Source organism: Pseudomonas sp. AU12215 (assembly GCF_001675465.2).
In the GTDB taxonomy this organism is placed as follows: Bacteria; Pseudomonadota; Gammaproteobacteria; order Pseudomonadales; family Pseudomonadaceae; genus Pseudomonas; species Pseudomonas nitroreducens.
On record NZ_MACM02000177.1, the window covers coordinates 20,859 to 42,396 of the forward strand.

Genomic DNA, 21,538 nt, shown 5'->3' on the forward strand with positions numbered 1-21,538 from the left:
CGCGCCACCGTTGAAAACAACAAGAAAGGACGCCCGAAGTGAACCAGCCTGCCAAATCCATCCTGCTGGTGGACGACGACCAGGAAATCCGCGAGTTGCTGGACACCTACCTGAGCCGCGCCGGTTTCCAGGTGCGCGCCGTCGCCAACGGCGAGGACTTCCGCCGCGCGCTGTGCGATGAGGAGTCCGCCCTGGCGATCCTCGACGTGATGCTGCCCGACGAAGACGGCTTCAGCCTGTGCCGCTGGATCCGCTCGCACCAGCGCCACGCCTGCATGCCGGTAATCATGCTCACCGCCAGTTCCGACGAGGCCGACCGCGTGGTGGGCCTGGAACTGGGTGCCGACGATTACCTCGGCAAACCCTTCAGCCCCCGCGAGCTGCTGGCGCGGATCAAGGCGCTGCTGCGTCGCGCGCAGTTCACCCAGGTGCGCGGCGGCGAAGTCATCGCCTTCGACGACTGGCGGCTGGATACCATCAGCCACCGGCTGTTCCACGAGGACGGCGAGGAGCACTTCCTTAGTGGCGCCGACTTTGCGCTGCTCAAGCTGTTCCTCGACAACCCCCGGCAGATTCTCGACCGCGACACCATCGCCAGCGCCACCCGTGGCCGCGAGGTGATGCCGCTGGAGCGCATCGTCGACATGGCCGTCTCGCGCCTGCGCCAACGCCTGCGCGATACCGATAAACCGGCGCGGCTGATCCAGACCGTGCGCGGCAGCGGTTACCTGCTGGCCGCCCAGGTTCGCCCGCACCTCGCCGGCCATGAGTGAGCGCCGCCGCTGGGCCCTGGTGCCGCGCTCGCTGCTCGGTCGCATGCTGTTGCTCACCTTGCTGGCGGTGCTGATTGCCCAGGGCCTGTCGAGCCTGTTCTGGATTTCCCACCTGCGCACCAGCCAGCGCGACGGTCTGCTCACCAGCTCGCGCAGCCTGGCCTATTCCATGGCCGCCAGCGTCAGCTATTTCCGCTCGTTGCCCATCGGCTACCGTCCCTTGGTGCTCGACCAGTTGCGCAGCATGGGCGGCACGCGCTTCTTCGTCTCGCTCAACGAGCGCCCGCTGAACCTGCGCGCGCTGCCTGACACGACGAACAAACAGGCGGTGATCGACATCGTGCAGGACGTGCTGCACCAGAAGCTGGGCAAGGACGTGGAGCTGCAGGTGGAGTTCGTCAGCCCCGACGACCTGCGGTTGTTCAATGGCGAGCTGAAGCTGGAGGAGCTGCCGCGCTCCTGGGCGCACTACGCACTGACCCTGGAGCCGGTGAACCCGCCGGTGCTGGTCACGCAGATCCGCATCGGCGAGAGCGAATGGCTGTACATCGCCAGCCTGATGCCGGCGCCCTACGTCACCCTGGAGCCCGAAGGCCTGCCGCCGCAGCAGATCATCTCCATCGCCTTCACCAGTCTGCTGTTGCTGCTGTTCACCGGCTTGCTGGTGCACTGGCAGAGCCGCCCGCTCAAGCGCCTCGCCCGCGCCGCCCGCGACATTGCCCTGGGCGGCCAGGACCAGCCGCTGGAGGAGAACGGGGCGAGCGAACTGGTGGAAGTCTCACGGGCTTTCAACACCATGCGCGAGCGCATCGACCGCTACGTCAACGAGCGTGGCCAGCTGTTCAGCGGTATCTCCCACGACCTGCGCACGCCGATCACCCGCTTGCGCCTGCGGGTCGAATTGCTGGAAGACGAGCCGGCGCGGGACAAGTTCAGCCACGACCTCGACGAACTGGAACTGCTGGTGAAGGGCGCGCTGCAATGCGTGAAGGACACCGACATCCACGAGAATATCGAGCCGGTAGACCTCAACCAGCTGCTGCAGTACATCGCCGGTCCCTACCTCGCCGATGGCCGGGTTCAGGTCATCGGAGCGGCGCGCGAGCCCTATCCCGGCAAGCCGCTGGCGCTCAAGCGCTGCATCGGCAACCTGCTGGACAACGCGTTGAAGTACGGCGAGCGCGCGCAGTTGAGTATCGAGGACGATGCCGATGCCGTGGTGCTGCACGTCGACGACCAGGGCCCCGGCGTGCCGGAGCAACGCCTGGAGAAGGTCTTCGAGCCGCGCTTCCGGCTGTCAGAACGGGGCCAGGGCTACGGCCTTGGCTTGGGCATCGCACGCAATATCGCCCACACCCACGGTGGCGAAGTCACCCTGCAGAACCGCCGCGAGGGCGGGCTGCGGGTGACGTTGCGGTTACCGAGGTTGGAGGTGGAGTAAGGCGCCTCTTGCTCCCGGCAACTTTCCCAATGAACACCTGCCCAATGTCACCACCCCGTGACAATCAAAGATCGCTTCGTTACCCGGAGAGCGGAATGCCTTGGATAGACTCGGACCATCGCAAGCGCAGACTTGCCTCCAATAACAAGAACAAGGTGCTCCCCATGAATGCGATCCGTCGCCTGTCGGCCGCCATCTGTCTTTCCTCTTTCTGTCTCTCCCCGATGCTGGCCCACGCCGGTGAAGTCGAAGTGCTGCACTGGTGGACTTCCCCTGGCGAGAAGCGCGCCGCCGAAACCCTGAAGAAACTCGTCGAGGCCAAGGGCCACACCTGGAAGGACTTTGCCGTCGCCGGGGGCGGTGGTGAAGCCGCCATGACCGTGCTGAAGACCCGCGCCGTCTCCGGCAATCCGCCGGCCGCCGCGCAGATCAAGGGGCCGGACATCCAGGAATGGGGCGAACTCGGTCTGCTCGCCGACCTCAACGACGTCGCTGCCGAAGGCAAGTGGGACCAACTGCTGCCGCCGCAGGTGGCGCAGATCATGAAGTACAAGGGCGACTACGTGGCCGTGCCGGTCAACGTGCACCGGGTCAACTGGCTGTACATCAACCCGGAAGTCTTCAAGAAGGCCGGCGCCACGCCGCCGACCACCCTGGACGAGCTCTTCGCCGCCGCCGACAAGCTCAAGGCTGCCGGCTTCACGGCGCTCGCCCACGGCAGCCAGCCCTGGCAGGACGGCACGCTGTTCGAGAACCTGGTGCTCAGCAAGATGGGCCCCGAAGGCTACCGCAAGGCCTTCGTCGAGCAGGACAAGGCGACGCTGACCGGCGCGCAGATGGCCGACGTCTTCGCCGCGCTGAAGAAGCTGCACAGCTACGTTGATGCCGACGCTGCCGGCCGCGAATGGAACGTCGCCACCGGCATGGTGATCAGCGGCAAGGCCGGCATGCAGATCATGGGCGACTGGGCCAAGAGCGAGTTCACTGCCGCCGGCAAGGTGGCGGGCAAGGACTACCAGTGCCTGCCGTTCCCCGGCACGCAGAAGGCTTTCGACTACAACATCGATTCCCTGGTGATGTTCAAGCTGAGCAACGCCGAGAACCGCAAGGCCCAGGAAGACCTGGCCCGCGCGGTGCTCGACCCGGCGTTCCAGAAGGACTTCAGCCTGAACAAGGGTTCGATCCCGGTGCGCCTGGACGTCGACATGACGTCCTTCGACGCCTGCGCCCAGCAGTCCATGAAGGACTTCAAGGCCGCCTCCGCCGACGGCAACCTGGTGCCGAGCATGGCCCACAGCATGGCCGCCTCCAGCTACGTGCAGGGCGCGATCTTCGACGTGGTCACCAACTTCTTCAACGACCCCGCCGCCGACCCGCAGAAGGCCGCGCAGCAACTGGGCGCCGCCATCCAGGCTGCCGCGCAGTAAGCGCTCGCCGGCTCCGTGACGGAGCCGGCCTCTCTCCCAACAGAACGATTCCGGGCCGTCACGGCAGCCCGGATGGCCTCACTCATCCTGAGAGAAAGCAGATGGCGACCCAATCTCCGACTTTCACTCCCGCCGCAGCGCCCCGCGCTTCGCTGCTCGACGGCCTGCAGGCCTGGCTGCCGAAGCTGGTACTGGCCCCGAGCATGCTCGTGGTGCTGGTCTGCGTGTATGGCTACATCGGCTGGACGCTGCTGCTGTCCTTCACCAATTCGCGCTTCATGCCGGCTTACAGCTGGGCCGGCCTGAGCCAGTACCTGCGCCTGTGGGACAACGACCGCTGGTGGGTGGCGAGCAAGAACCTGCTGCTGTTCGGCGGCCTGTTCATCGGTATCTGCCTGGTGCTCGGCGTCTTCCTCGCCGTGCTGCTGGACCAGCGTATCCGCCGTGAAGGCTTCATCCGCACCGTCTACCTGTACCCCATGGCACTGTCGATGATCGTCACCGGCACCGCCTGGAAGTGGCTGCTCAATCCCGGCCTGGGCCTGGACAAGCTGCTGCGCGACTGGGGCTGGACCGGCTTTCGCTTCGACTGGCTGGTGGACCCGGAGCGGGTCGTCTACTGCCTGGTGATCGCCGCCGTTTGGCAGGCCTCGGGTTTCGTCATGGCGCTGTTCCTCGCCGGCCTGCGCGGGGTCGACCCGGCCATTGTGCGCGCCGCCCAGGTGGACGGTGCGAGCCTGCCGACCATCTACCTGCGCATCGTGCTGCCGAGCCTGCGCCCGGTGTTCTTCAGTGCGCTGATGATCCTCGCGCACATCGCCATCAAGAGCTTCGACCTGGTCGCCGCGATGACCGCCGGCGGCCCCGGCTACTCCTCCGACCTGCCGGCGATGTTCATGTATGCCCACACCTTCACCCGCGGCCAGATGGGCCTGGGCGCGGCCAGCGCGATGCTGATGCTGGGTGCCGTGCTGGCCATCGTCGTGCCCTACCTGTACTCGGAACTGCGGGGCAAGCGCCATGATTAACGCGACCCTCAAACCCGCCTTCAGCTTCAGCCGGCTGGCGGTGCACGCAACCCTCTGGGGCGCCGTGGCGCTGTATGTGATCCCGCTGCTGGTGATGCTGCTGACCAGCTTCAAGTCGCCCGAGGACATCCGCACCAGCAACCTGCTGGCGCTGCCGGACGTATTCACCGCAATCGGCTGGGTGAAGGCCTGGAGCGCGGTGGGCGACTACTTCTGGAACTCGGTGAAGATCACCGTGCCGGGCGTGCTGATCTCCACCTTCATCGGCGCCATGAACGGCTACGTGCTGTCGATGTGGCGCTTCCGCGGCTCGCAGCTGTTCTTCGGCGCGCTGCTGTTCGGCTGCTTCCTGCCGTTCCAGGTGATCCTCCTGCCGATGTCCTTCACCCTCGGCAAGCTCGGCCTGGCCAACACCACCACCGGGCTGGTGATGGTCCACTGCATCTACGGGCTGGCCTTCACCACGCTGTTCTTCCGCAATTACTTCGTGGCGATTCCCGATGCCCTGGTGAAGGCCGCACGCCTGGATGGTGCGGGGTTCTTCACCATCTTCCTGCGCATCCTGATGCCCATGTCCACGCCCATCGTGATGGTCTGCCTGATCTGGCAGTTCACCCAGATCTGGAACGACTTCCTGTTCGGTGTGGTGTTCGCCAGCGGCGACGCGCAGCCCATCACCGTGGCGCTGAACAACCTGGTGAACATCAGCACCGGGGTCAAGGAATACAACGTCGACATGGCCGCCGCGATGATCGCGGCGCTGCCCACGCTGGTGGTCTACGTACTGGCCGGCAAGTACTTCGTGCGCGGGCTGACTGCCGGCGCGGTCAAAGGTTGAGGTAAGCCCAAGATGTCCACACTCGAACTGCACAACCTGCACAAGTCCTACGGCAACGGTCTGGCCGACACGCTGAAGTCGATCAACCTGTCGATCGACTCGGGCGAATTCCTGATCCTGGTCGGCCCCTCCGGCTGTGGCAAGTCGACTTTGATGAACTGCATCGCCGGGCTTGAGAACGTCACCGGCGGCGCGATCCTGGTCGATGGCCAGGACATCAGCGGGATGAGCCCGAAGGATCGCGACATCGCCATGGTGTTCCAGTCCTATGCGCTGTACCCGACCATGAGCGTGCGCGAGAACATCGCCTTCGGCCTGAAGATCCGCAAGCTGCCCAGGGCGGAAATCGACGCCGAAGTAGCACGGGTTTCCAAGCTGCTGCAGATCGAGCACCTGCTCGAACGCAAGCCCTCGCAGCTCTCCGGCGGCCAGCAGCAGCGCGTGGCCATGGGCCGGGCGCTGGCGCGGCGGCCGAAGATCTACCTGTTCGACGAACCGCTGTCGAACCTCGACGCCAAGCTGCGCGTGGAGATGCGTACCGAGATCAAGCTGATGCACCAGCGCCTGAAGACCACCACGGTCTACGTGACCCACGACCAGATCGAGGCCATGACCCTGGGCGACAAGGTGGCGGTGATGAAGGACGGCATCGTCCAGCAGTTCGGCACGCCGCAGCAGATCTACAACGATCCGGCGAACCTGTTCGTTGCCAGCTTCATCGGCTCGCCGCCGATGAACTTCATTCCGCTCAAGGTGCAGCAGCAGGGTGGCCGCCTGGTCGGCCTGCTGGACAGCGGCCAGGACCGCTGCGAGCTGCCGCTGCAACTGGACGCCGCGCTGGCCGAGGGGCGCGAGCTGATCCTCGGCGTGCGCCCGGAACAGGTGCAACTGGCCACCGATGGCGGCAACGGGCCGAGCGACCTGCGCACCGAGGTCGAAGTGGTCGAGCCCACCGGGCCGGACACCCTGATCTTCGTCACGCTCAACGGCGCCAAGGTCTGCTGCCGCCTCGCGCCTGACCAGTCGCCGCAACCGGGCTCGTCGCTGCAACTGCGCTTCGATCCGTCCCGTGCGCTGCTGTTCGACGCGCAGAGCGGCGAGCGCCTGCGCGCCGAGCCGCGCGGCGACGGCGCGAACAAGGTGACGCCGCTGGCCCGACAGAAGCATTCCTGAACTGTATGACCACTGCTTGAAATCCACTGCCTGTAACTACGCTAGAAACCAAGACAACGAGGATGCTGGAGATGCACAAGAACAAGAATACCCGGCCAATCGCCCGTACCCTGGGCTGCGTGATCGCCCTGGGTGGCGCCTGCGCGGGACACGTCCAGGCCGCCGACGCCTTTTCATCCGAGTCCCAGTGGGGCCTGGGCGACTGGGGAGGCAAGCGCACCGAGCTGCTGGAGAAGGGCTACGACTTCAAGCTCGACTACGTCGGCGAGGCCGCCAGCAACCTGGGCGGCGGCTACGACCAGCACACCACCGCACGCTACTCCGACCAGTTCGCCCTGGGTACCCACCTGGACCTGCAGAAAATCCTCGGCTGGGACGCCACCGAGTTCCAGCTGACGGTCACCGAGCGCAGCGGCCGCAACCTCTCCAACGACCGCATCAGCGACCCGCGCGCCGGGCAGTTCAGCTCCGTGCAGGAAGTCTGGGGCCGGGGCCAGACCTGGCGCCTGACGCAGATGTGGATCAAGCAGCAGTACTTCGACGGCGCGCTGGACGTGAAGGTCGGCCGTTTCGGCGAGGGCGAGGACTTCAACAGCTTCCCCTGCGACTTCCAGAACCTGGCCTTCTGCGGCTCGCAGGTGGGCAACTGGGTGGGCGGCATCTGGTACAACTGGCCGGTCAGCCAGTGGGCCGCCCGCGTGAAGTGGAACTTCAACGATGAGTGGTACGCGCAGGTCGGCGCCTACAACCAGAACCCGTCGAACCTGGAGACCGGCAACGGCTTCAAGCTCAACGGCAGCGGCACCAAGGGCACCATCCTGCCGGTGGAGCTGGTGTGGATGCCGAAAGTCGGTGCTGCTCAGCTGCCGGGTGAGTACCGCCTGGGCTACTACTACAGCACCGCCGAGGCCGACGACGTGTACGACGACGTCAACGGCAACCCGCAGGCGCTCACCGGCGAGCCGGCCAAGACCCACAGCGGCAAGCACGGCTGGTGGGTGGTGGCGCAGCAGCAGGTCACCGCGCACAACGGCGACGCCTCCCGCGGCCTGAGCCTGTTCGCCAACTTCACGGTGCACGACAAGGCCACCAATACCGTCGACAACTACCAGCAGCTCGGTGTCGTCTACAAAGGCCCGTTCGACGCGCGGCCCAAGGACGACATCGGCTTCGGCGTGGCGCGCATCCACGTCAACGACGACGTGCAGGACCGCCAGCGCCTGGTGAACCAGGTCAACGGCATCGACGACTACGACAACCCGCTGTACCAGCCCATCCAGGACACCGAGTACAACGCCGAGCTGTACTACGGCGTGCATGTGACCAATTGGCTCACCGTGCGCCCGAACCTGCAGTACATCCGCCATCCGGGCGGCGTGGACGAGGTGAACAACGCCGTGGTGGCCGGCCTGAAGATCCAGTCCAGCTTCTGATTGCTCCCTGGTGCGAACCTGGCCCGTCCTTGTGACGGGCCTTTTTTGTCTGCTCCGGGCGGTGTGTTGGGTGGTTCCTCGGCTGCTTTTTGTAGGAGCGAGCTTGCTCGCGAATACCCTGGGGCTCCGGTGTCAGGCGGTTCGCGAGCAAGCTTGCTCCTACAGAGGCCAGAAGCGGGTAGACCCGGAGCGGGTGAGGAACCGTTTTTCATTGGCGCAAGCGCTGCGCGTGACTAGGCTTTGCGGTTAGAATCGCGGCCTTTTCTGTAAGATGTAGTGAAACTACAGAGAACTTCACGCCCCGGAATGTCCGGGCAGGGATTGGATCAGGACATCCGGACAATGCTCGAGCATCCGCTGCAGCGTTTTTTTCATTCCATGCGGGCCAAGCGGCCCTTCGACTGGGTGCGCTTCCAGCGTCGCGACCTGCTGCTCATCGATCACCCGCAATGCCAGGCGGTGTTCAGCCGCCAGGGCGCGCAACTGCTGCACTTCCAGCCGCGCGGCGCACGCCCGCTGTTGTGGTGCTCCAGCCAGTGGCCGAGCCTGAGCACGGCACCGATCCGCGGCGGTATCCCGGTCTGCTGGCCCTGGTTCGGCAGCCATCCCACCGAGGCCGACTGGCCCCAGCATGGCTGGGCGCGCCAGCGCGAGTGGCGCATGCTCGACGCCTGGGCCGATGATCAGAAGGCGGTCGTCAGCTGGCAGCTGGATATCGAGGACTGGCACGTGCGCCTGGAAGCGCGCCTGGGCCAGGACCTGGACATCGAACTTTCCAGCTACCACGAGGATGACAGCGACTGCCTCTTCAGCTTCGCCCTGCAGCCATACTGGCGCGTGGGTTCGCTGCGTCGCTCGGTGGTCCACGGCATGGAGCTGGACGGCAAGGCCAGCGGCCTGCCCAACACCTGGGCGCCGCGTGGCGCGGTCAAGCAGGTGCTCTACAACACCGGTTCCCTGGTGCTGGAAGATGCCGGCTGGCAGCGCCGCCTGCGCATCGACAAGAACACCAGCGCCGGCAGTGTCATCTGGCATCCGGGCAGCCGCGCGGTGGAACAGGTGGAGCCGGGCGAAGCGGAACGCTTCCTGTGCATCGGCGCTGCCGGCTATCGCGCGGGCGGGCTGATCCTCGCCCAGGGCGAGCGCATGCTGCTGAACCTGCGGGCCGGGCTTGTCTGATTGGCGGTGAGCGGACGGCCCCTCACCGAGGCCATCCGCAAGACGAGGGGATTACCCTCAGGACGGTTGTTGCGGAGTACCCAGCAGCGACTTGCCGGTTTTCTTCTGCCGCTTGGCCATGCGTTTTTCATGCGCGGTTTTCAGCGGCTTCTTCTTCGCTTGTTTCTTCGCGTCGAGACCTTTCACGAGCCTGTCCTCCAGGGGACGCCCTCGGGCCGAGAGCTGACAGCTTCAGCATAGTCCCGCTGCGCACGGTCGCTCAGCCGGCGGTCAGGCGTTCCAGTTCGCGGCGTACCATATTGGCGTAAGGCGCCGGGCTCAGGCGGTACAGCTCGCCGGCCACCCAGGGCAGCCAGCGGGCGCCGAGGTTGTCGCGCTCGGCCAGCAGGCGCCGGGCTTCGGCCTCGGCGCGCTGGGCGTGTTGCTGGTGGTAGTCGGCACGGCTCATCGGTGGCTCTTGGGTGCAGCGTCAGGTCTTCGCGCAGCTCAGGGTCTGCGGGTCGATGGTGATGCTCGCCAGCGGCTTGGCGTCGCTGCCGGCGTATTCGTGGGTGACGCTCAGGTGATGCTCGCGGAAGCGCTGCAGCAGGTCCGGCTGTTCGCAGGTCGTGCCTTCGAGCTGCTTCTTCAGGCCGTTCTCGAACTTGGCGCGGGCGCCCAGGTCCATGGCGTCCAGGCGCAGGTTGGAGATGGCGTAGCGGTAGTACAGCATCTTCTTCGCCGGGTCGAGCTGCACGCTGTTGAGGGTGGTCACCTTGTCCACCTGGCGCGGCAGGTTGGCCTTGGTCACCTGGTCGAAATAGTCCGCCGATTCCTTGAGGAATTTCGCCTCGTCGGCGGAGTCATCGGCGTGGACGGCAAGGCTGGTGAGCAACAGCAAGGGCAGGGCGAGACGGGCAAACGGCATGGGAGATTCCTGTACGGCTGATGGGGGCGGAGATGCAGGCTCAGTAGGTGCGACAGCCAGGGTATGGCCGGGTTCGATCGAGTGTGCAGTGGCTGCACGCTCATGGTCTGTGAGTGTAGAGCACCGCCAGCCGCTGGCCGCTCGCGGGACGATTCTTTTGCAGGTAGGCTTGCGACCGGTCGTTCCCCACCATTTCCGCAGGTCTGCAGTCCCGCCATGATCGAACTCACCCAGCTCGACCTCCGCACCGATCCCGCCGCGCAACGCGTGGTGAAGGATGAAACCGTCACCGTCGAATTCGCCGTCGCGCCGGGCGAGTTGATGAGCCTCGAAGGGCTGAACCGCTACGCTATCGGTGACGCGATCATCAGCAGCGCCACGGGGGAGAGCTGGGTCGTTTCCCGCGAGCGTTTCGACCCGAAATACCTGCCCGCCGACGCGGCACTCACGCACGGGCACCCCGGTGCCTACCGCAACCGTCCCAGCGTGGTGCTGGCCCGGTGCATGGACCAGCCCTTCACGCTGCTGCGCTCGGCAGGTGGCGACCGCCTCACCGGCGCCGCGGGCGACTGGGTCATGCAATACGCGCCCGGCGACTACGGCGTGGTGAAGGCAGAGCGTTTCGCCAAGGTCTATCGGCTGGCTGACTGAAACCTTTTCGCTCTGGCATCCCGGCCCCGCCAGCGGCTATGGTCTGTGCTGGCGGGCGCTCTGCGTCGCGCATTTCTTGCAACTTTGCCGGCGTTGCGCAGGTCCACCCTGCAGTTGCCGGCAGGTGGAGCGCTCATCGGGAGGACGGTGCGGGATGCGATTCATGGACATGCGCGGGCTCAGTCTGGGGCCCTGGAAGCTGATCAGCCTGACGCTGAAGGAATTCCTCGAAGACGAGATGCCCACCTACGCCGCTGCGCTGGCTTACCAGGGGCTGTTCTCGCTGTTTCCCTTCCTGCTGTTCCTCATTGCGCTGCTGGGCTTCCTGCACCTGCCCGAGTTCTTCGACTTCCTCCGCCAACAGGCCAACTACGTGCTGCCCGCCCAGGCGCTGGACCAGGTCAACCCGGTCATCGACCAATTGCAGCAGCGCCAGGGCGGCCTGCTGTCCATCGGTATCGTGGTGGCGCTGTGGTCGTCCTCGGCGGCGGTGCGCTCGCTGATGATCGCGCTCAATGCCGCCTACGATGTGCGTGAGGCGCGCCCGGCGTGGAAGCGCATCCCGCTGTCGCTGTTCTACACCTTCGGCCTGGTGGCCATGCTGATGCTGATCGCCGCGCTGATGATCCTCGGGCCCCAGGTGATGGGTTGGATTGCCGCCCAGGTGGGTCTGGAGGACTTCGTGGTGATCCTCTGGAGCATCCTGCGCTGGCCGGTGATCGTGCTGCTGATGATGATGGCGGTGGCGATCATCTACTACGTCACGCCCAACGTGCAGCAGAAGTTCCGCTTCATCACGCCCGGGTCGGTGCTCGCCGTGGTGCTGTGGATATCGGCGTCCCTGGGGTTCGGCTACTACGTGAAGAACTTCGCCGACTACAACGCCATGTACGGCAGTGTCGGCGCGATCATCGTGCTGCTGCTGTACTTCTACATCTCGTCGGCGGTACTGCTGCTGGGAGCAGAGCTGAATGCGGTGATCGAGCACCACCTGCCTCACGGCAAGGGGGAGGGCGAGCGCACCTTCGACCAGGCCGAGCCGGCACCGGACGAGGGCTAGGGCTGGGCAGGCTGGCCGGCGACGGCGGGCGGTTCGCTGAGCAGGGCATCGACCAGCGCGCTGGCCTTCTCGAAGGACGGGTAGCCGCTTTTGGCGACGTCGAGGTTGGCGTAGTCCTCCAGGTACTGCTGGGCCTTCTGCGGGGCGGCCTGCTCGACGAGGAAGGGCTCGGACCAGATCTTGTACAGCAGCGCCACCGCGTACGGTTGGCCGGCGTCGGCGGCCTTGCCCAGCAGCGCCAGCACTTCGTCCACCTGCGGGCCCTCCTTGATCTTCAGCAGTGCCATGTAGAAGCTCGCCTCGCCGCGCTCGTCCTTCTCCTGGGAGCGCGTCAGCAGGGCCTCGGCCAGCTCGTAGTTGGCCAGGTCGCCGGTGGCGATCAGCAGCTTCGCCTGCAGCATGTCGTTCTGGTAGAGCAGGCGTTCCTGGCGGCAGGCCTCGCCGCTCAGCGGCTCGTCGCAAGGGTTGCCGGCGGGCGTGGAGCAGCCGGCCAGCAGCACTGGCAGGGCCAGGGCGGCCAGCAGGTAAGGTGTGTGTGGCTTGCCCATGCAAGTCCCTCGGGGGCGAGTGTCAGGGTTCGACCGGCCGGCGGGCGCGCCGGTTCGGTTCAATGGCGAAAAGCATAGTCGCTGCCCTGCACGGAGAACCGCGCAGGGCGCTCACAGGGCTTCGAAGCCGGGCAGGTGCGGCAGGCGCTCGATGAGAAAGTCGATCAGCGCGCGGGTCCGGGCCGGCAGAAAACGGCGCGAAGGATACAGCAGACTGGCCTCCTGGGCAGGCCCGCGCCAATCCGCAAGGAGGCGCTGCAGGCTGCCGTCGGCCAGCAGGTCGGCCACCAGCCAGGCCGGCGTCAGGCCGAAGCCGGCGCCCAGGCAGTAGCTCTCGCGGATCGCCAGGGAGCTGTTCGCCGTGTAGCGGCTGCGCGTGGCGAGGCTCAGCTCTCGGCCATCGGCATGGCGCAGCAGGAGGTTCTGCCCGGCATCCAGCCAGGCGAAGCGCAGGTAATCGGCTGGCGGCAGGTCTTCGGGACTGTTCAGTGCTGGCACGCGTGAAATCCAGGCCGGCGCCGCGACCAGATAGCGTGGCGAGCGGGCCAGCGGACGGGCGATCAGCTGCTCCGGCAGTTCGCCGCCCAGGCGCAGGGCGAGGTCGATGCCTTCTTCGGTGAGGTCGACGAAGCGGTCGTTGAGCAGCAATTCCACCTCCACGTCCGGGTGCAGCTGCATGAACTCCAGCAACAGCGCGTTCAGCCGCAGCACGCCCAGGCTCACCGGCGCGCTGACCCGCAGGCGGCCGCGCACCTGTTCGGTCTCGCCACGGGCCTGGCTGACGCCCTCGGCGTAGCTTTCCAGTGTCTGCCGCGCATGCTCGTAGAAGCGCCGGCCCTGCTCGGTGGGTTGTACGCGGGTGGTGCTGCGGATCAGCAACTGCGCACCGACCTGGCGCTCCAGCGCCGCCATGGTCTTGCTCACCGTCGGCTGGCTGCTGCCGGACTCGCGGGCGACGGCGGAAAGGCTGCCCAGCTCCACGGCGCGAACGAAACAGTGCAACGCCTTGAGAGTATCCATGTCCTATTCGTTTATCGAATGACGGGTCTGCAAATATGCCGTCTACCGCCGTGAATGGGAATGGCAGAGCCTGTGGCCAACCCCTTCACCGATTTCGAGGAATGCCATGAACAGATTGTTGCTCGCTGCCCTGATTGCCCTTGTCCTGCCGCTGGCGCAGGCGGATGAAGGGCATTGGCAGGCCACCTGGAGCGCCAGCCCGCAACGCACCTGGGGCAAGGAGGTGCCGCTGCCGCTGGGCGTACCGACGCAGATCGGCAACCAGACGCTGCGGCAGACCGTGAAGGTCAGCCTCGGCGGCCAGCGTGTGCGCATTGCGCTGTCCAACGCCTATGGTAGCCAGCCGGTGGCGATCGGCGGGGCGGCCGTGGCACTGGCTGCACCGGTCGGGCGGCTTGGCGGCCCCAGCCATCGGCTGACTTTCGCCGGCCAGCCCACGGCGTATATCGCGCCGGGCGCCGAGCTGCTGAGCGATCCGCTGGACCTCGCCGTCCCGGCGCTGGGCGAACTGGCGGTGTCGATCTATCTGCCGCAGCCGACCGCCATCGAAACCTTCCATTGGGACGGCAAGCAGCGCGTCCATGGCGGGCCGGGCGAACAACTCGATGCAGTGTTCCTGCCGGTGGACGGCAAGATGGAAGCGCGGCTGTTCCTCGCCGATGTGCTGGTGGAAAACCCCGAGCCGCGGCCGGTGGTGGCGGTGCTGGGGGACTCGATCACCGATGGCCGTGGCGCCGGCCTGGACGGCAACCAGCGCTGGCCGGACCTGCTGGCGCAGCGGCTGGCAGCGCGCGGCGTGGGAGTGATCAATGCCGGCATTTCCGGCGGGCGGCTGCTCTCCGACGGCATGGGGCAGAGCGCCCTGGCGCGCTTCCAGCGCGACGCACTGGGCAAGCCGGGCGTGCAGGCGGCCATCGTGTTGCTGGGCATCAACGATATCTCCTGGCCCGGCAGTACCTTCGCGCCGAACAACCCGCTGGTGCAGTACCAGGACCTGGTCGCCGGTTACCGGCAGCTCATTGCCCAGGCCCATGTGCGCGGCGTGCGTATCGTCGGCGCGACCATCCTGCCATTCGAGCGCGCCCTCAGCGGCTCACCGATAGAGAACTACCACGCGGCCAACAAGGAAGCGCTGCGCCAGCGGGTAAACCAGTGGATTCGCCAGAGCGGGGAATTCGATGCGGTGGTGGACCTGGACGCGCACCTGCGCGACCCCGCTCACCCGCTGCGCCTGCTACCGGCCTACGACAGCGGCGACCACCTGCACCCCGGCGATGCGGGGAACCGGGCGATGGCGGAGAGTGTGGATATCGAGGCATTGCTGAAGGGGATGTGAGGTCTTCCGCGAGGGGAGTGGCCGGGAAGCGATCGCGGACGGAGTCCGTTCCTACAAGATGCCTCTGTGCGTGCGTCGGCCCTCACCCTAACCCTCTCCCGGGGGGAGAGGGGACCGTACGGTGCAGGATAAAATCTTCGCGTCAGCCGGTTCGGACTGCCCCCTCTCCCTGAGGGAGAGGGCTGGGGTGAGGGGAATGCATCGCTACGGACTTCCTCGAAGAAGACAATTGTTTCTGCTTTATTGGCAAGAGGCGGCGTAGGAGCGAACTCTGTCCGCGATTGGCCATGTTTTCGCACATTCGGAGCCGGCGCGTTCAACTGCCGAATACCGTTCCCACGCCGTCGGCATCCATCCCGCGCTCCAGCTTGATCTTCAGTGCAAGGTCGGTACGCGAATCGGCGAACTTCAGTGCATCGGCCACGCTCACGCGGCCTTCCTCCAGCAGCTTGTAGAGGCTCTGGTCGAAACTCTGCATGCCGCTTTCCAGCGCGCGCTCCACCGCGCCCTTGAGCTCGGGCAGTTCGTCGCGCTGGATGATGCCGCGAATGTGCGGCGTGCCCAGCACCAGCTCCACCGCCACGGCGCGGCGCTGGTGGGTGCCGGGCACCAGGCGCTGGCCGACCAGGGCGAGAATGTTCTGCGACAGGTCGGCCAGCACCTGCGGGCGCGCCTCGTCGGGGAAGAAGCGGGTGATGCGCTCGATGGCGTGGCGGCAACTGGTGCCGTGCAGGGTGGCGACGCACAGGTGGCCGGTTTCGGCGTAGTGCAGTGCATGCTGCATGGTGGCGGCGTCGCGGATCTCGCCGAGCATGATCACGTCCGGCGCCTCGCGCAGCACGTTGCGCAGGGCGTCCTCGTAACTGTGGGTATCCAGGCCGACCTCGCGCTGGTCGATGATCGACTTCTTGTGCATGTGGAGGAACTCGATGGGGTCCTCGATGCAGACGATGTGCCCGGAGCGGTGGCGGTTGCGGAAGTCCAGCATGCTCGCCAGGGTCGTCGACTTGCCCGCGCCCGCCGCGCCGATCACCAGGATCAGCCCGCGGTCCTGCATCGCCAGCTTGTCGAGGATCGACGGCAGGCCCAGCGAGGTGACGTCGGGAATCACCTGCTTGATCAAGCGCACCACCATCGCCACTTCGCCGCGCTGGTAGTAGATATTCGCGCGGAAGCGCCCGACGTCCGGCACGCTCAGCGCCAGGTTCATCTCCAGGTCGCGTTCGAAGTCCTGCACCTGGGCCGGCGACATCAGCTGCCACGCCAGGGTCTTCACTTCACCGGGCTGCAGCACGCGATCGTCTGCCGGCTGGCTATGGCCTTCGGCCTTCAGGTGCGGTGGCGCGCCGACGCTGAAGAACATGTCCGAGCCACCGCGCTCGGGCAGCAGGCGCAGATACTGGATGACGTCGGGGAGGGGCGTGTCGCTCATGGGTTCGTCCTTGGATGGCGAGAGGTCGCATCTGCATTGAGCCTAGCTGCAATGCCGGACGGGAGACTAGGGGAGGCTGCGGCAAGCCGTGTTGACGTGCCGCAGGCAAGCGCATCAGGTCGACAGCTGGTTGGCGAACTGGCCCACGGCGTTGACCACGCGCTGGGCGCTGTCCTGGATCTCGATGATCACCGTGCCAGCCTGGCCGGACAGCTCCAGGCCCAGTTCGGCCTGTTGCTTGCCGCGGTCGATCATGGCCACGGCCTGGCCTGCCAGGTGCTGGTTCTGCTCCACCACGCGGGTGATTTCCTCGGTGGCGGCACTGGTGCGCGAGGCAAGCTGGCGTACTTCGTCGGCGACCACCGCGAAGCCGCGGCCCTGGTCGCCCGCGCGGGCTGCCTCGATGGCGGCGTTTAGCGCCAGCAGGTTGGTCTGGTCGGCGATGCTGCGGATGCTCTGCACCAGCGCGCCGATGGCCTGGGACTGGCGATCCAGCGCCTCGATTCCCTCGGCGGCTTCCTGCATGCGGTCGGCCAGTTCGCGCATCACGTCGACGGTCTGCTGGACCACCGAAGCGCCCTTGGTGGCGCTGTCGTCGGTGGTCTGCGAGGTGTCGAAGGCGATGGTCGCGGCCTCGGCCACAGCGCGTTCGCGGCGCACCTGTTCGGTGATCACGGTGGCGAACTTCACCACTTTGTAGAGGCGGTCGTGGGCGTCGATGATCGGGTTGTAGGAGGCCTCCAGCCACACTTCGTGGCCACGGCTGTCGACGCGCTTGAAACGGTCGGCGACGAACTCGCCGCGGCGCAGCTTGGCCCAGAAGGCTTCGTACTGCGGGGAGTTGTATTCGGCGGGTTCGCAGAACATCCGGTGATGCTTGCCCTGAATCTGCGCCAGGCTGTAGCCCATGGCGTCGAGGAAGCGGTCGTTGGCGGTGAGCACTTCGCCCTGCAGGTTGAATTCGATCACGGCGGTGGAGCGCTGCAGCGCCTCGATCAGGTTCTCATGCTCGCGGGAATTCTCGATGGTGCGGGTGAGATCGCTGGCGTAGATCGAGAAGCGCTGGATCACCCCGGCGGCGTCGTGCACCGGCTGCAGGATCGAACGCAGCCAGGCCTCCTCGCCGTTGCCGCGCAGCAGGCGGATCACCCCGGCCAGGTGTTCGCCGCGCTCGATGGCGTGCTTCACCTTCAGATGGAAGTCCAGCCCGCGCACGTGGTCGGGGATCAGGTCCAGCAACGGACGGCCCTTGAGCTGGTCGCCGCGGTGGAGCATTTCCTTCTCGAAGTTGGCGTTCACCGACTCGATGCGGCCTCGCGGGTCGAGGAACAGCACGAGCATTTCCGCATCGAGGCTGGCGCGGATCTCTTCGACGGAGGCGAGTTCTTCACGCAGGGCGGCCAGTTCCTGCTTCAGACGCGAGTTGAACATTCGTGGGCTTTCTCTAGTGGTGAGGCACGAAGGCTGCTGCCGATTCGTTTCACCCATTTCATCGGCTGATCGCGCCGCGACTTTAGCCCCTGATGACTTGGCGCATCCCGCGTGGAGCAAGGGGCCGCGCCATTCTTCAGACCGCGCTCGAGAGCTCCTGGCTGACGTCGATCGCGGCGCGCAACTGGTCGGTATCCAGTGGCTTGTGCAGCAACTGGCTGCCGCTGGCGGCGGCTTCTCGCAGGCGCTCGGGCGAAGTGTCGCCGGTGACGATCAACGCCGGTACCCGGCGCGACAGGTAGCTGCGGATGCGCCGGATGGCATCGGCACCGGTCTGGCCTTCGCCCAGGCGGTAGTCGGTGAGGATCAGGTCCACCGGTGCGTGGCCAAGATGGCTGGCCTCGATGTGCCGCTGGCAGGCGAGCAGGGCACTGGTGCCGGGGTAGACGCGATGGCCCCAGACCTCCAGCAGGTTGCACAGCGCGTGCAACACGTCGTACTGATCCTCTACCACCATGATGCCCAGGCCGGGGCCGCGTTCGCCCGGCTCCGGCGGCGCAGCCACCTGCAGCGGCGCCTCGGCCAGTGGTACGCGCAGGCTGAATACCGAGCCGCGGCCGGGCAGGGAATGCAGTATCAGGCGATGGCCGAGCAGGCGCGCGGTGTGACGCACGATGGCCAGACCCAGGCCGAGGCCCTGCTTGCGATCGCGCTCGGCGTTATGCAGTTGGACGAACTCGTCGAAAATGACCTCCTGCTGGCTGGAATGGATACCCACGCCGGTATCGATCACCTGGATCTCCAGCTCCCGGCCGCGCCGACGGCAGCCCAGCAGCACACCGCCGCTGCGGGTGTAGCGGAAGGCGTTGCTCAGCAGGTTGTCGAGCACGCGCTTGAGCAGCAGGGGATCGCTGTCCACCCACAATCGGCTCTCACACACGCGCCAGCGAAGATTGCGCTCGCTGGCGGTGCCAGCGAACTCGCCCTGCAGGTCGCCGAACAGCTTGCGCAGCGAGATAGGTTCGCGTGCTACCGGCACCACCCCCGCGTCGAGCCGCGAGATGTCCAGCAGTCCGTTGAGCAGGTCGCCGAGGTTGCCGAGCATGGCGCGCAGCCTTGTGGCGATGTCGCGCGCCTGGCGGGCGTCGACCGGGCCGCGTTCGGCGAGGGCGGCGAGGGCGCCGACGAACAGCCCGAGGGCGTGGATCGGTTGGCGCAGGTCGTGGCTGGCGGCGGCGAGGAAGCGCGACTTGGCCTGGTCGGCGGCGCGGGCGCGGTCGCGCTGTTCGCGCAGGTCCTGCACGAGGTCGGAGTTTTCCTGGCGCAGGCGGATGGTTTCGCACAGGCTGCGGTAGGTCACCCGGCTGTAGTACAGGTTGACGCCGGCCAGGCACAGGATGAAGAAGCTGTAGGTGGTGTGCTGCTCGTCGGCTACGCTCAGGCACAGCACCAGCACGGGCAGCAGCATGGCGACCAGCGAGCCGACATAGGCCGGTGGATGGGCCGACAGCGACGGCACCGCGCCACACACCAGACCGGTGAGCACGATGCAGGTGAAGGCGAACAGTTGTGGATCGCCGTGGACGAAGCCGACCCAGCCCAGCCAGCCCCACAGCAGGCTGCTCGCCCAGGACAGCAGCGTATTGCTCCATAGCCAGCTTTTGCCCAGCGTGCGCGCAGGGGCTTGCCGGAAGTACGCCCGTGCCAGGACAATCCGCGCCAGCGTGAGCGAGTAGAGCACGGCCAGCCAGAAGGCCATCGCCGTCGGCGCCATGGCATTACGGAAGATGTACAGCACCGGCAGAGGAATCACCAGGTTGGCGAAGAGCACGGCATACGACTGGCGGAACAAGAGATCGACCAGGTCGCGCTGTTGCAGGCTGTTATGCATGTCCGTAGTGCCTCAGGGAGACGAGTGATGGAAGGGAAGCGCGAACTGCGGGTGCTCATCGCCGATGACCACGGCATCGTACGGGACGGCCTGCGCCTGCTGCTGTCGACCCTGGACGACATCCGCATCGTCGGCGAGGCGGCGGACGGCCTGCGCCTGCAGGCTTTGTTGGAGGAGCAGCGTGCGGATCTCCTCCTGCTCGACCTGAACATGCCCGGCCTCAACCGGCTGCAGTTCATCCATGAACTGCGCCAGCGCCATCCCCGGCTGAGAATCCTGGTGCTCACCGCCAACACCGAACTGGCGACCGTGCGCTCGGTGCTCGATGCCGGCGTACACGGCTACCTGAGCAAGGGCGAGGACACCGCCGAACTGCTCGAAGCCATAGTTGCCCTGCGCAGCGGGCAGCACTACCTGGCGCGCGCCCTGCGCTTCCAGCTGGAAAGCCCGACCGCGCGCCCGCAGGGCGATGCCGATCTGCTCTCGGCCGTGGAGCTGACCCGGCGCGAGCGGCAGATTCTCTCCCTGGCCGCCCAGGGCCGCAGCGCGCGGGAGATCGCCGAACACTTCAGCATCAGCCCGCTGACCGTGCGCAAGCACCGCGAGAACCTGATGCGCAAGCTCGACCTGCACAGCACTGCCGAGCTCGCGGCCTACGCGGTGCGCCTGGGCATTCCCAGCGCCTGAGTCGAAGCAGTGCCTTGCCTGCATGCGCATGCTGCGCGTCCTGTCGGTGGAGGGTTCGGCAGAGACTAGCGTCCCGCAGGCCGGGGAAAAATACGGCAACTGCCGTATGTGCCGGTCCTGCCTCACTCCCTAACCTTGCGAAACGGACCAGGCGCCACGTCGATGCGCGTCGGCCGATACCCGATCAAGGGAAGGATCACTCCATGACACTGCCTGCCTATTGGGCCTCGTTCGCCGTGGCGACGCTGGCCTTCGCCTGCATGCCCGGCCCGGCCATCCTCTACATGACCTCGCAGACCCTCGCCCACGGCCGCCGCGCCGGACTGCACGCCGCGCTGGGCATCCACCTGGGCTGCTATGTACACATCTTCGCCGCCAGCGCCGGGCTCGCCGCGCTGCTGCACCACGCGCCCAATCTCTACCTTGCGCTGAAACTGGCGGGGGCCGCCTACCTGATCTGGCTCGGCGGCTCGATGATCTTCGGCCGCCGCCGGTCCGAGCATGGCGAGGGCATCGAAACCCGGCCGAAGGTACTGCGCGACAGCATGGTGGTGGAGGTACTCAATCCCAAGACGGCGCTGTTCTTCCTCACCTTCCTGCCGCAGTTCGTCGACCCGGCCGCCAGCCTGCCGGTGGGCCTGCAGTTCTTCATCCTGGGGATGATCGTCAACCTGGTGTTCTCCACCGCCGACGTGCTTGCCGTGCTATTCGCCTCGCTGCTGCTGGGCGCGCTGGGGCAGGGGCGCGGGCAGCGGGTGATGCCGCGGGTGTGCGGTTCGATTCTGGTGGGGCTGGGGGTGATGCTGGTGGCCCGCGGCGGGCCGGTATGAAGCGGGGAGGGAAGGGGCGCGCCGCTCCCTTAGTCGGGTGCGGCGCGGGCGAAGCGGATCAGTCCTCGCGGCTGGTCACTTCCACCAGGTGGTAGCCGAACTGGGTCTTCACCGGGCCCTGGACGACGTTCAGCGGGGCGCTGAACACGACCTGGTCGAATTCGCGAACCATCTGGCCCGGGCGGAAGCTGCCCAGGTCACCGCCGCTGCGGCCCGACGGGCAGGTGGAGTTGTCGCGGGCGACGGCGGCGAAATCCGCGCCGTTCTCGATCTGGGTCTTGAGTTCGTTGCACTTGTCTTCGCTGGAAACCAGGATGTGACGGGCGGATGCACGGGCCATGGGATAACTCCTGAACAGGCAGTAGGAAAAAGCGAAGCCTAGCCGATTCCGGGCCTGAACCCAATGCCAGACGGCAGGTGGCTTGCCCGCTTTTGCAGGATGGCGTGGAGCGC

The 21,538-nt window shown here is 66.4% G+C and carries 22 protein-coding genes; 13 read left to right on the forward strand and 9 right to left on the reverse strand.

The window, feature by feature from the left end; translation table 11 throughout:
- Positions 1 to 38 precede the first annotated feature (38 nt).
- The 8 genes from A9513_RS30320 (at position 39) to A9513_RS30355 (ending at position 9,292) form a co-directional block, all read left to right on the forward strand.
- A complete protein-coding gene (locus tag A9513_RS30320) occupies positions 39 to 773 on the forward strand; it encodes a response regulator (protein WP_024766414.1) in 735 nt (244 codons plus the stop codon).
- 19 nt (positions 774 to 792) lie between these two features.
- Complete coding sequence (locus A9513_RS30325) at positions 793 to 2,214, forward strand: ATP-binding protein (RefSeq protein WP_141678556.1); 1,422 nt, start codon at positions 793 to 795, stop codon at positions 2,212 to 2,214.
- Between the two features lie 164 nt (positions 2,215 to 2,378).
- Positions 2,379 to 3,641, forward strand: coding sequence for an ABC transporter substrate-binding protein (locus A9513_RS30330; protein WP_065086346.1), 1,263 nt, complete (start codon positions 2,379 to 2,381; stop codon positions 3,639 to 3,641).
- A 101-nt stretch (positions 3,642 to 3,742) separates the two neighbouring features.
- Complete coding sequence (locus A9513_RS30335) at positions 3,743 to 4,669, forward strand: carbohydrate ABC transporter permease (protein ID WP_065086347.1); 927 nt, start codon at positions 3,743 to 3,745, stop codon at positions 4,667 to 4,669.
- On the forward strand, positions 4,662 to 5,507 hold the full coding sequence (locus A9513_RS30340; RefSeq protein ID WP_024766412.1) for a carbohydrate ABC transporter permease: 846 nt from the start codon (positions 4,662 to 4,664) through the stop codon (positions 5,505 to 5,507). Before A9513_RS30335 ends, A9513_RS30340 begins: the two co-directional genes overlap by 8 nt.
- 12 nt (positions 5,508 to 5,519) lie before the next feature.
- Positions 5,520 to 6,680 carry an ABC transporter ATP-binding protein gene (locus tag A9513_RS30345; protein WP_065086348.1) on the forward strand — a complete coding sequence of 387 codons (1,161 nt, stop codon included), beginning with the start codon at positions 5,520 to 5,522 and terminating at the stop codon, positions 6,678 to 6,680.
- 71 nt (positions 6,681 to 6,751) lie between these two features.
- Positions 6,752 to 8,113, forward strand: coding sequence for a carbohydrate porin (locus A9513_RS30350; RefSeq protein WP_024766411.1), 1,362 nt, complete (start codon positions 6,752 to 6,754; stop codon positions 8,111 to 8,113).
- Between the two features lie 342 nt (positions 8,114 to 8,455).
- Positions 8,456 to 9,292, forward strand: coding sequence for a D-hexose-6-phosphate mutarotase (locus A9513_RS30355; RefSeq protein WP_024766410.1), 837 nt, complete (start codon positions 8,456 to 8,458; stop codon positions 9,290 to 9,292).
- 57 nt (positions 9,293 to 9,349) lie between these two features.
- On the opposite strand, the gene A9513_RS36670 is transcribed toward A9513_RS30355, so the two are convergent.
- The 3 genes from A9513_RS36670 to A9513_RS30365 all read right to left on the reverse strand — a co-directional run bounded on the left by A9513_RS36670 (position 9,350) and on the right by A9513_RS30365 (position 10,199).
- Positions 9,350 to 9,478, reverse strand: coding sequence for a hypothetical protein (locus tag A9513_RS36670; protein WP_017516671.1), 129 nt, complete (start codon positions 9,476 to 9,478; stop codon positions 9,350 to 9,352).
- A 73-nt stretch (positions 9,479 to 9,551) separates the two neighbouring features.
- Positions 9,552 to 9,740, reverse strand: a complete 189-nt coding sequence (locus tag A9513_RS30360; protein ID WP_024766409.1) for a hypothetical protein — start codon at positions 9,738 to 9,740, stop codon at positions 9,552 to 9,554.
- A 21-nt stretch (positions 9,741 to 9,761) separates the two neighbouring features.
- Positions 9,762 to 10,199 carry a hypothetical protein gene (locus A9513_RS30365; RefSeq protein WP_037014703.1) on the reverse strand — a complete coding sequence of 146 codons (438 nt, stop codon included), beginning with the start codon at positions 10,197 to 10,199 and terminating at the stop codon, positions 9,762 to 9,764.
- Between the two features lie 216 nt (positions 10,200 to 10,415).
- Between A9513_RS30365 and A9513_RS30370 the strand changes: the two genes are divergently transcribed.
- A complete protein-coding gene (locus tag A9513_RS30370; protein WP_065086349.1) occupies positions 10,416 to 10,850 on the forward strand; it encodes a PGDYG domain-containing protein in 435 nt (144 codons plus the stop codon).
- Between the two features lie 154 nt (positions 10,851 to 11,004).
- Complete coding sequence (locus A9513_RS30375) at positions 11,005 to 11,910, forward strand: YihY/virulence factor BrkB family protein (RefSeq protein WP_024766407.1); 906 nt, start codon at positions 11,005 to 11,007, stop codon at positions 11,908 to 11,910.
- On the opposite strand, the gene A9513_RS30380 is transcribed toward A9513_RS30375, so the two are convergent.
- Both A9513_RS30380 and A9513_RS30385 read right to left on the reverse strand, forming a co-directional pair.
- A complete protein-coding gene (locus tag A9513_RS30380) occupies positions 11,907 to 12,458 on the reverse strand; it encodes a hypothetical protein (protein WP_065086350.1) in 552 nt (183 codons plus the stop codon). The genes A9513_RS30375 and A9513_RS30380 overlap by 4 nt on opposite strands.
- Before the next feature lie 111 nt (positions 12,459 to 12,569).
- Positions 12,570 to 13,478: a LysR family transcriptional regulator gene (locus tag A9513_RS30385; protein ID WP_065086351.1), complete on the reverse strand. Its 909-nt coding sequence runs from the start codon at positions 13,476 to 13,478 to the stop codon at positions 12,570 to 12,572.
- Between the two features lie 106 nt (positions 13,479 to 13,584).
- Between A9513_RS30385 and A9513_RS30390 the strand changes: the two genes are divergently transcribed.
- Positions 13,585 to 14,814, forward strand: a complete 1,230-nt coding sequence (locus A9513_RS30390) for an SGNH/GDSL hydrolase family protein (protein WP_065086352.1) — start codon at positions 13,585 to 13,587, stop codon at positions 14,812 to 14,814.
- A 316-nt stretch (positions 14,815 to 15,130) separates the two neighbouring features.
- On the opposite strand, the gene A9513_RS30395 is transcribed toward A9513_RS30390, so the two are convergent.
- The 3 genes from A9513_RS30395 to A9513_RS30405 form a co-directional block, all read right to left on the reverse strand.
- Positions 15,131 to 16,246, reverse strand: coding sequence for a PilT/PilU family type 4a pilus ATPase (locus A9513_RS30395; RefSeq protein WP_065086353.1), 1,116 nt, complete (start codon positions 16,244 to 16,246; stop codon positions 15,131 to 15,133).
- A gap of 114 nt (positions 16,247 to 16,360) precedes the next feature.
- Positions 16,361 to 17,677, reverse strand: a complete 1,317-nt coding sequence (locus A9513_RS36745) for a PAS domain-containing methyl-accepting chemotaxis protein (RefSeq protein ID WP_024766402.1) — start codon at positions 17,675 to 17,677, stop codon at positions 16,361 to 16,363.
- 136 nt (positions 17,678 to 17,813) lie between these two features.
- The gene (locus A9513_RS30405; RefSeq protein ID WP_065086354.1) at positions 17,814 to 19,568 is read right to left on the reverse strand and encodes an ATP-binding protein; all 1,755 of its coding nucleotides are present in this window, start codon (positions 19,566 to 19,568) and stop codon (positions 17,814 to 17,816) included.
- A gap of 27 nt (positions 19,569 to 19,595) precedes the next feature.
- Between A9513_RS30405 and A9513_RS30410 the strand changes: the two genes are divergently transcribed.
- The gene (locus tag A9513_RS30410) at positions 19,596 to 20,255 is read left to right on the forward strand and encodes a response regulator transcription factor (RefSeq protein WP_024763105.1); all 660 of its coding nucleotides are present in this window, start codon (positions 19,596 to 19,598) and stop codon (positions 20,253 to 20,255) included.
- 203 nt (positions 20,256 to 20,458) lie between these two features.
- A complete protein-coding gene (locus A9513_RS30415) occupies positions 20,459 to 21,085 on the forward strand; it encodes a LysE family translocator (protein WP_024763106.1) in 627 nt (208 codons plus the stop codon).
- A 58-nt stretch (positions 21,086 to 21,143) separates the two neighbouring features.
- Here the strand turns inward: A9513_RS30415 and A9513_RS30420 are convergent, their stop codons facing one another.
- Entirely contained in the window at positions 21,144 to 21,425 is a 282-nt protein-coding gene (locus tag A9513_RS30420) for a peptidylprolyl isomerase (protein ID WP_024763107.1), read from the reverse strand.
- Positions 21,426 to 21,538 lie beyond the last annotated feature (113 nt).